This window comes from Trebonia sp. (genome assembly GCF_049794275.1).
Lineage (GTDB): Bacteria > Actinomycetota > Actinomycetes > Streptosporangiales > Streptosporangiaceae > Trebonia.
This window is the reverse complement of the sequence record NZ_JBARCR010000526.1, coordinates 1-5,728: the sequence shown is the minus strand read 5'-3', so window position 1 is coordinate 5,728 and position 5,728 is coordinate 1. Positions and strand designations below refer to the sequence as shown.

Genomic DNA, 5,728 nt, shown 5'->3' with positions numbered 1-5,728 from the left:
CCGCTGCTCGTCGCTCACGTACGGATCGGAGAAGGCGATCTCCTCACCGCACGACGTCATGGTCCGCACCGCGAATGGGTCCGCGTCCGTCTTCCCGCCCATATGTAAAAGCATTATCCGGAACGTGCGCGGCTGGCTCTCATTTCGACCATGACTCATCAGGCCGGCGCACGCGGGCACGGTCCGCCGCGAACATCGCCACGACAGCGGCGACCGCGCCGAGCTGGATGGCCAGGTCGGAAATGTTGAACGAGCCGCCGCGCCCGGCGACGTGAATCCAGTCGACGACCGCGCCGCGGCCCAGGCCCGGTGCGCGGAACAGCCGGTCCGACAGGTTTCCCAGCGCGCCGCCGAGCACCGCGGCCAGGCAGATCGCGACCGCGCGGCTCCTCGTGCGGACCGCCAGCGTTCCGGCCACGGCCACGATCGCGACGGCCGCCAGCGTGACGAGGACGGGGTACCCGGCCGCGATGCCGCCGCTCGCACCGGTGTTCCGCACCAGCCGGACCGACACCAGGCCCGATCCCGTGACCGGATGCAGCCGGAGCACCAGCGACTTGGTGATCTGGTCGGCGGCGAGCACCACCGCCGCGGTGCCCAGCATCGCCCACCGCACCGCGCGGCCGCGGGCCGCGCTACCTGCCGGAACTACCGCCATACACCGACGATACGCGGCCCGGTGCGATGATGGATCAGGTGAAGCCGGAGAAACATTCCGTAGCGGTCGTCGTGCGCACCGGCGACGGCACGTTCCTTGCCGTGCGGCGGCCCGACGACCCGGAAGACCCGCTGGCCGGCCTGTGGGGGCTGCCCGCCGTCACGCTGGCGGACGAAGAGGACGAGCTGTCCGGCGTGATCCGCGCCGGGCGCGCCAAGCTGGGGGTCGAGCTCGAGGTCGGGCGGAAGATCGGCGAGAAGACCGCCGACCGGGGCGACTACGTGCTCATCCTGGCGGACTACGAGGCGGTCATCGCCAGCGGGACGCCGTCCGTGCCGCAGCCGGACAACTCGATGACGCAGTACGCCGACTACGCGTTCGTCGACGACCCGCAGCTGCTCACCGAGGCAGCGGATGCGGGCTCGCTGTGCGCGCAGATCCTCCTCGAGCACACGGCCGCCGCGGAACAGGACCGGGTCGCGGAGTTCCGGCGGCGCAACGGCCTGTCACACCTGATCGACGTGCACACCCATTTCATGCCGGACCGGCTGCTCGCCGCGGTGTGGGCGTACTTCGACGCGGGCGGGCCGCTGCTCGGGCGGGCCTGGCCGATCCGCTACCGCGCGGAAGAGCAGCGGCGGCTGGAGGTGCTTCGCGGGTTCGGCGTCCGCGCGTTCACGTCGATGCTGTACCCGCACAAGCCGGGCATGGCCAGGTCGCTGAACGACTGGGCGGCCGGCTTCGCGGGGCGGAACCCGGACTGCCTGCACTCCGCGACGTTCTTCGCGGAATCGAGCGCGCCTGCCGACGTGCGGCACGCCCTGGACCAGGGCGCCCGGGTGTTCAAGTGCCACCTGCAAGTGGGCGGCTTCAACCCGAACGACCCGCTGCTCGACGACGCGTGGGGCCAGCTGGCCGAGGCGGGCATCCCGGTGGTGACGCACTGCGGCTCAGGCCCGGTAGCCGGCCGGCACACCGGCCCAGGGCCGATCGCCGAGCTGCTCGCCAGGCACCCGGCGCTGCGGCTGGTCGTCGCGCACCTGGGCATGCCGGAGTACACGGAGTTTCTCGACCTGGCCGAGCGCTACGCCGGGGTGCTGCTCGACACCACGATGGCGTTCACCTCCTTCGTGGAGGCGACCTCGCCGTTCCCGCGCGCCGAGCTGCCCCGCCTGAAGTCCCTCGGCGACCGCGTGCTGCTGGGCACCGACTTCCCGAACATCCCGTACTCCTACGCCGACGCCCTCGAGGCCATCGAACAGGCCGGCCTGGGCGCCGGCTGGCTTCGTGCCGTCTGCCACGACAACGCGGCCAAGCTCTTCGCCATCCAAGGGCAGGGCTTACTCGTCGAGCGCCGTATCGCGCCCGAGTTCCTCCCACTCGGTGAGTTCGTCCTGAAGGTGGCCGAGCCGCTGGCGGATCCTGTCGATGGCATCCCCGCCGAGGACAAGGCGGAGCGGCGGCTTGGCCGATGACATCGCGGTAAGGATCGCCCGGGCCGCCTTGACGGGGTCGCCGGGCTGAGAGCCTCCGCCTGTCTGGACGTAGGCGCGAGTCGGTCCTACCGTCTCGGCGTACTCCGGCATGGGAGAGGAGAGGTACGCGGCGTCCTTGCCGAACAATCCCGTCCGGAAGGCGCCCGGCTCAACGATCAGGAAGCGGACCTGCGGGACCTCCTCGCTCAGGGTCTGAGTGAGGCCTTCGAGGGCGAATTTGGTGGCGCAGTACGCGCCGAACCCCGGCGCGGTGAACTGGCCGCCGACGCTGGAGAACTGGACCACCCAGCCGCTTCCCTGCCGGCGCATGTGCGGCAGCGCCGCCTTGGTCAGCGCGGCAGGGCCGAAGTAGTGGAGGTCGAACAGGTACCGCATCTCGGCCTCGGTGGTCTCCTCCAGGGCGCCGACCTGAGTCCGTCCGGCACCGTTTACCAGGACATCGAGGCGGCCATGGCGCTCTACCGTCTCGTCGACAACCGCGGCGTCCCTGGCGGTGTCAGTGACGTCCAGCGCGACGGGAATGAGCTGATCGGGGTAGGCGTCTTTGAGATCGTCGAGACGACTGGTGGTGCGGCCGGCGCCCACGACGATGTCGCCCTGGCGCAGGATCTCTTCGGCAAGAGATCGTCCGAACCCCGACGTCGCGCCGGTGATGAGCCAGACTCGACGGTCGGTCGCAGGAGTTGTCATGATTCCCCATTTCAGCCGGTGCCGATGGCGGTCAGGAATACGAACAGGAAAGTCGTGGTGGCGAAGATGATGTGCGCGCCCGTGACGACGACAGAGGGGTGCCGGCTCTGCGACGGCAGGAAGAACACGAGCGTCATGCCCAGGCCGATTACCACGGTCAGGAGCGCGGTGGCGGTCCACGCCAGCCCGGTCAGCCCGGTCGCCAGGTAGGCGATCCAGATCAGCAGGCCCGCGCCGGCCAGCCCCAGGTGCGCGACGTTCAGGGCCGGCGGCCGCCGGAACCGGCTGCCAGGCGCGTCCCGCGCGCGGCTGCGCAGCACCCACCGGAGCATCATCGCCAGGCCGAGCGCGACCGTGACGAGCCAGGCGCACAGGGCGGCCAGGCCCAGCGCGGTCCTGCTGATCCAGCCGGCCGCAGGGGAAGACGCCTGCGGCTCGCTGCGCTGCGCGGGAACGGCGACGAACATGCGCTCAATGAAATGACTCGCCGCCGCGATCCGCTGACGCTTGAGCGCTTTATCGCGCACGCCGTCATCCGCCGAGCGCAGCGCGGTGCCGGCCGCGGAGTCGATCTGGGCGGGTGTCAGGCCCCGGCAGGCCGCCGGCAGCGTGGTGACCGTGACATGGTTCCTGATGGCAGCGATAGCGAACTGCGCGCACGATTCCACCGAAGGTTGCGAGGTGTCCGGCTGACTGGAGCACCCCGCCGCGCTGAACACGGCGAGGACTAGTCCCGCCATTGCCACTGCCACGGCCACCGGGTTGCCGTGCGCGGGGGGGTGCTGCCTCACGCGGCTAAGCTCATCACACTGTGGGTTAGATAACACAGCGGGCTCAATGCGCTTGCGCGCCAGCTCCTTGACACCGTCGGGCAGCGCGTCGGCGGTCAGCAGCCGGGGCAGCAGCCCGGGCTCCGTGGTGAGCGCCCGGAAGGTGACGGCGACGGTCACGTCGTGCCCGGGGCGTTCCTCGATCACGGCCGGGTCGCCGGCGCGGATCAGCCCCGGCTCGATGACCCGCAGGTACGTTCCCGGCCTGGCGGCCGCGGTGAACCGCTTGATCCAGCCCGCCCGCGCCAGCCAGCCCTGGAAGGTGCCGCACGGGATCCGCGGAATGCAGACCTCCAGGACGACGTCGGGGCCGATGCGCCAGCGCTCGCCGATCACGGCGCCGGTGACGTCGACGCCCTCGGTGGTGAGGTTCTCGCCGAACACGCCGTTCCGCAGCGGCGTGCCGAGCTCGGCTGCCCAGCCGTCGAGATCCTCCCTGGCGTAGGCGTAGACGGCCTGGTCGGTTCCGCCGTGATTCTTCACGTCGTAGACCCGGTCGCCGGCCAGGCCGACGTCGCCGGTGCCCCTGGGGCCCGGCGCCGTCACCATGACGGGATGGCTGACCGGATGCTTGTCGATGCCGGTCAGCGCGACCGGCTTCCACGGATTCGGTCGCGGTTTCCCGATATTGACTGAAAGCAGCCGCATAAGCTCAACGCTACTTGGGCGGCAGGCTGGTGGCGAAGGCCAGCGCCCGGTTGACCCAAACGGTCAGGGCCGCGTCGGTCGCGATGCCGCCAGGGGCGATGACCACCCACCCGGCGCTGGGGCCGCGGCCCATGTCGAACGGGCGGGTCGCGGGCTCGGCGAGTGCGCCCGAGGCGGCGTTCGGTCCCACCCGGGCGAGCAGGTCGGCGCCCATCACCCCGCAGCACATGTTGCCGCCGATCAGGAACGACAGGCCGCCGAACATCTTCTTCTCTGTCGGTGTCATGCCCGCCGACGCGAGCACGCCGCGGACGCGCTCGGCCAGCTGCTCGTCGAATGCCATGACGTCATCGTAGGCCCGGGCCCGAGCGGGTCACCGCCCGATGGCGTCCAGCAGGGACAGGTCCTCGGGGGTCAGGCGGAGCGCGGCCGCGGCGACGTTCTCCGCGAGGTGGGCGGGGTCGCCCGTGCCGGGGATGGCCAGCACGTTCGGCGCGTGGTGCAGCGTCCACGCCAGCCGGACCTGGGCGGGGGTGACCCCGAGGCGGCGCGCCACTTCGGCCAGCTGCGGCGGGTCCGTGCGGACAGCGCCGGCACCGATCAGCGAGAAGTACGGCGCGAACGCGATGGACCGCTCGACGCAGGCAAGCAGCACCGGCTCATGCTCCCGCTGGTCGAGGGCGTACCGGTTCTGCACGCACACGACGGGCGCGATGGCCAGCGCTTCCTCCAGGTGCGTGACTGTCACGTTGGACACGCCCAGGTGCCGTATCAGGCCGGCGTCGCGCAGGTCGGCGAGGGCGCCGAAGTGCTCCGCGATCGACTCCTGACGCATCCGCCGCAGGTTCACCACGTCGAGGTAGTCGCGCCCGAGTTGGCGCAGGTTCTCCTCCACCTGGCCGCGCAGCTGGTCCGGCCTGGCCGAGTACCACTCGCCCCACGGGTCGCGCCCGGGTCCGACCTTGGTGACGATGACCAGGTCGCCGGGATACGGCGCGAGCGCCGCGGCGATCAGCTCGTTGGCCGAGCGCAGCGGGGAGAAGTAGAACGCCGCGGTGTCAATGTGGTTGACGCCGAGCTCGACCGCACGGCGGAGCACCTCGATGGACCGCGACCTGTCGGCGGGCACGCTCTCGCCGGACGGCAGCCTCCCGGGCAGCCGCATCGCGCCGAACCCCATCCTGTTGACGGTCAGGTCGCCGAGTTCCCACGTCCCCGCGGCCGCCGCGTTAATCACCGGTGAGTTCACCCGGCCAGGGTATGCCGGGTTGACATGACTCCCCGGCCTGACGAACATAAGTTCTGGCGTGGCCCACGCCCAACCTCCGCCGGCCGGCCCCAGCCCGGCTTGTTACCGGAGGCAAAGGGACTCCTGCTCTCGGGTCATCATCCAGGTCCGTCCGTCT

At 70.9% G+C, this 5,728-nt stretch carries 5 protein-coding genes and 1 pseudogene; 1 reads left to right on the top strand and 5 read right to left on the bottom strand.

Translation table 11 applies throughout. The features are described 5' to 3' along the window. Positions 1–139: 139 nt before the first annotated feature. The gene (locus WA805_RS14530; RefSeq protein WP_422273483.1) at positions 140–658 is read right to left on the bottom strand and encodes a signal peptidase II; all 519 of its coding nucleotides are present in this window, start codon (positions 656–658) and stop codon (positions 140–142) included. A gap of 437 nt (positions 659–1,095) precedes the next feature. Here WA805_RS14530 and WA805_RS14525 point away from each other — a divergent pair. Beyond that, a pseudogene (locus WA805_RS14525) lies at positions 1,096–1,986 on the top strand (amidohydrolase family protein); the annotation flags it as partial. Between the two features lie 12 nt (positions 1,987–1,998). On the opposite strand, the gene WA805_RS14520 reads toward WA805_RS14525, so the two are convergent. From WA805_RS14520 to WA805_RS14505, 4 genes are read right to left on the bottom strand one after another with little or no spacing between them, the layout of a single operon-like run. Further along, on the bottom strand, positions 1,999–2,844 hold the full coding sequence (locus tag WA805_RS14520) for an SDR family NAD(P)-dependent oxidoreductase (protein ID WP_425242580.1): 846 nt from the start codon (positions 2,842–2,844) through the stop codon (positions 1,999–2,001). Positions 2,845–2,855: 11 nt separating this feature from the next. Continuing rightward, positions 2,856–4,322: an MOSC domain-containing protein gene (locus WA805_RS14515; protein ID WP_425242579.1), complete on the bottom strand. Its 1,467-nt coding sequence runs from the start codon at positions 4,320–4,322 to the stop codon at positions 2,856–2,858. Positions 4,323–4,332: 10 nt separating this feature from the next. After that, positions 4,333–4,665 carry a TfoX/Sxy family protein gene (locus tag WA805_RS14510; RefSeq protein ID WP_425242578.1) on the bottom strand — a complete coding sequence of 111 codons (333 nt, stop codon included), beginning with the start codon at positions 4,663–4,665 and terminating at the stop codon, positions 4,333–4,335. A gap of 30 nt (positions 4,666–4,695) precedes the next feature. Beyond that, entirely contained in the window at positions 4,696–5,571 is an 876-nt protein-coding gene (locus WA805_RS14505; RefSeq protein ID WP_424559084.1) for an oxidoreductase, read from the bottom strand. Between the last annotated feature and the right edge of the window lie 157 nt (positions 5,572–5,728).

Bases quoted from the DNA above. Each gene is read 5' to 3' on its own strand.
- WA805_RS14515 (WP_425242579.1), bottom strand. From the start codon at position 4,322: ATGCGGCTGCTTTCAGTCAATATCGGGAAACCGCGACCGAATCCGTGG.
- WA805_RS14510 (WP_425242578.1), bottom strand. From the start codon at position 4,665: ATGGCATTCGACGAGCAGCTGGCCGAGCGCGTCCGCGGCGTGCTCGCG.
- WA805_RS14530 (WP_422273483.1), bottom strand. From the start codon at position 658: ATGGCGGTAGTTCCGGCAGGTAGCGCGGCCCGCGGCCGCGCGGTGCGG.
- WA805_RS14520 (WP_425242580.1), bottom strand. From the start codon at position 2,844: ATGACAACTCCTGCGACCGACCGTCGAGTCTGGCTCATCACCGGCGCG.